The sequence below is a fragment of the Monashia sp. HAY1-5C genome (assembly GCF_056755255.1).
In genome coordinates this window covers 1-278 of record NZ_JBPGXG010000330.1, presented here as the reverse complement: position 1 = coordinate 278, position 278 = coordinate 1, and the positions used below count along the sequence as shown (strand labels likewise).

At 62.9% G+C, this 278-nt stretch carries 1 pseudogene; it reads left to right on the top strand.

Features of this window, described 5'->3' with window-relative positions:
- Positions 1 to 278 (top strand): annotated as a pseudogene (locus tag ACR9ZK_RS21895) (CpaF family protein); the annotation flags it as partial.

The following is a 278-nucleotide window of genomic DNA, read 5'->3' as shown; positions in this document are numbered from 1 at the left end:
CATTGGAACAGGCTGGTGACGTCAGAAGCCTGGTGGACGCGGCAATCAACGACTACGACGAACGAGTCCTCGTCGCTCCGCTTCCTCCCTTGGGGCACCTCGAATCGGCGCGGCGCCGGATTTTCGACGCCGTTGCGGGTTACGGGCCACTGCAGCCGCTCCTGGACGACGAGTCAATCGAGGAGCTGTGGATCAATGCTCCCCACGAGGTCTACGTGGCCCGCAACGGTGAATCCGAGCTGACCACGATAAGCCTCAGCGAGCAGCAGGTACGGGAC